Below are 2500 nucleotides of genomic sequence, written 5' to 3'. Positions count from 1 at the left end.
TTTCCTCCAAGCAGATTGCTGATGACTCTCTGACGCTGTATACGACGACCGGGTGTTGCGGTGTAGTAGCGGCCTGAGTCAAGGAGCTCGATGTAATTTCCCTTGGTTAAATCTGGTAGAGGGAGTTTCCGGCCGGTCAGGAATTCATAGAGAAACCAGATTTTGCGGGTGTATTTACCGGTTGGTTTCGAGCTGATCCGGGCGGCTATGTCTTCTGGTGGAATCCTGTCGAACAGTGCCGACAGGATGCCAAGGTTGATACCATCGTACTTGAGGGCGAATTCCAGATGGTCTCCCGTTTCGTCGCCAGGCCAATAAGAGGGTGGAAAGATGGATTCTGCCTGCCCAGCCTGCATGGTCTTGCGCAGCGTCCCTGCCGGGCTGACGCTGGATGTGTGCCAGTTCGGTAAAGCGCTTACGTTGTACTGCTTGATCAGAAACGCATAGCCTGCTGGCCGGTTTTGTGTCGTGTCCAGTGCCATTGTTCCTCAAAAAATGGTTACGGTTCTCAAAAAACGATTACTTGAGGCTTTTATGCTAAATAAATAGTTATATCGGTGGCGGTTTCCAAGAGAATTATTTGAATGGTCGCTCACAGATGACAGATTTGAATGCTTCTTGTGTGGCTTCTTGGGGACGCTGATCCGTAGCCTCAATATCTTTCAGAGAAGCGAAAGAGGTTGCCCACGGATTTTCACGGATTGGCACGGATTATTGGGGTGAGTGTTCCGGGTTATTTTTTCTTGCTATTGAGCCATCCAGCGGTCGCGCTATCCGGCAAGAAGAGTAAGAACGCGGTTCCCGCTGATTGGGAGCGGATTTTCACGGATTGAAGACGGGAGGCGGTGAAGGAAGATTTTTGCCCACGGATTAACACGGATTGGCACGGATTGATGGATGAGGGGTTACCGGGGATTGTGTCACGCTATTGAGCCATCGATCTGTTTCGCTATCCTGCTATAAGATGAAGAACGCGGTTCCCGCTGATTAAAATCGGATTGGCACGGATGGAAGAGCGTGGACTGTTGGACGTTGGTTGTGGGCAGGGTGGCGGAACGTTTGGTTTAAGCTTTACTGGCATGTCAAGAGTCTGAGTGTTGTTTTGTGTTATGGAGCATGGTCTGAACTGCTTGTATCAGGTTCGGCAGGTCTTTGTTGCAGAGGTTGAAAATCACTTCTGCATCGATGTTGAAATATTGATGCGAGAGTACGTCCCGAATACCTTTAACACCGGCCCAATTAATTTCCGGATACTCGCAGAGCAGTGTTCCTTTTGTTTCGTGATCGATTTTTTTGAAATTCTCTCCGATGGCGATAAGCATCATCGCAATAGAGTCGAGCATGTCAAGACCGTGGTCGCTGTCGAGATAATCGTCGACTGTTTTCATCGAAGAGCTGCGTCTCCGGATTCTTTGCAGCGCTTCGTCGATTTGTATGAGTTTTTCCTGAAGCAATTGTCGGTCATACATAGAGTGCCTCTTTGTCTATGTGTGCTTTGAGATATTTGTTCATGCGTGACCAGTATCGTACAAGATCGACTTTGCTGTTAAGGAGTGCTTCAAGAGCTGTCTGTAATTGTGCCTGAAGCAGCAGGTTCGGTTCCATGTCGACGACGATATCAATATCGCTTGCAGGCTCATCACTGTCCCTGGCGACAGATCCGAATATGCCAACTTTGTTGACTCGATATTTGTTGCTGAGTTCTTGTTTGTGGTTACCCAGAATCTTGAGCACCTCTTCTTTTCGCATTGGGCTGTTTGCTTGGTGTTGGTGTATGGTAATGTTCCGGATGAAATATGTTGTAACAAAAGTATAGGGGTATCGCTGTTTTTTTGCAACTCATTTTATAGAGTAAGGAGTATCGGGCGTGAATGCCCGGGAGTATTGCAGCTTTGCTTTGGGAGGATGAAAGAGGAAGAGGTTGCCCACGGATTTTCACGGATTGGCACAGATGGATGGATGAAGCGGAGGGTGGACCGAGGGGTTGTGTCAAGATCTTGAGTTATTGAGGTGTCAGGCTATGCAGCAATAAGAGAAAGAACGCGGTGCCCGCTGATTGAAATCGGATTTTCACGGATGGAAGAGACGAATCTACACAGCTATCGAGCCATGCAGCTGTTAAGCCATAAATTTAACGTTATTTAGGGAGTTTTTTTTGGCTTGGATGTTTGATGCATCTGGTTGGTTTTTTGTTCGTTGGTAGAAATGGAAAGAGGGGAGAAGTCCGGCTACGATCTTGCGGAGAGATGGGATTTTGAGGCGGTTTACAGCCGGAATACTCATTATATTCAGAGGGTAATGAATTTTGTACTGCATAAGTCAGTTTTTCCCGCAGGGTTTACGGTAGAGGAAAGTGAAATAGTCGGGATGATATGGGCACCTCTATTTATTTGTTCCGAATCCCTATTGCTGTGTTGGGCGGTGCTCGAAATCCTCATGTACTCTGTGTACACTCCGGTTTCTCCGCTCCGTCCGCCTTGCCCTCGTGCTTCTCACGACA

At 47.8% G+C, this 2500-nt stretch carries 3 protein-coding genes (1 of these 3 cut by a window edge); all 3 read right to left on the bottom strand.

Annotated elements, in window-relative coordinates; translation table 11 throughout:
* On the bottom strand, positions 1 to 482 hold the beginning of the coding sequence (locus K4305_RS00070) for a Fic family protein (RefSeq protein ID WP_331560277.1). Its footprint begins 1027 nt before the window's first position; the window shows 482 of its 1509 coding nt (coding positions 1-482); the start codon lies at positions 480 to 482; the stop codon falls past the left edge of the window.
* Between the two features lie 600 nt (positions 483 to 1082).
* Complete coding sequence (locus K4305_RS00065) at positions 1083 to 1469, bottom strand: HepT-like ribonuclease domain-containing protein (protein ID WP_331560276.1); 387 nt, start codon at positions 1467 to 1469, stop codon at positions 1083 to 1085.
* Positions 1462 to 1749, bottom strand: coding sequence for a nucleotidyltransferase family protein (locus K4305_RS00060; protein WP_331560275.1), 288 nt, complete (start codon positions 1747 to 1749; stop codon positions 1462 to 1464). The genes K4305_RS00065 and K4305_RS00060 overlap by 8 nt, the downstream gene beginning before the upstream one ends.
* Positions 1750 to 2500 lie beyond the last annotated feature (751 nt).

The sequence above is a fragment of the Chlorobium sp. genome (assembly GCF_036528655.1).
Taxonomy (GTDB): Bacteria; Bacteroidota; Chlorobiia; order Chlorobiales; family Chlorobiaceae; genus Chlorobium.
Note: the sequence above shows the minus strand (reverse complement) of the source record. Positions and strands in the feature narration are given on the sequence as shown.

What these genes read in the sequence shown, in the direction of transcription:
- K4305_RS00060 (WP_331560275.1), bottom strand. Translation starts at nt 1,749, where the DNA reads ATGCGAAAAGAAGAGGTGCTCAAGATTCTGGGTAACCACAAACAAGAA.
- K4305_RS00065 (WP_331560276.1), bottom strand. Translation starts at nt 1,469, where the DNA reads ATGTATGACCGACAATTGCTTCAGGAAAAACTCATACAAATCGACGAA.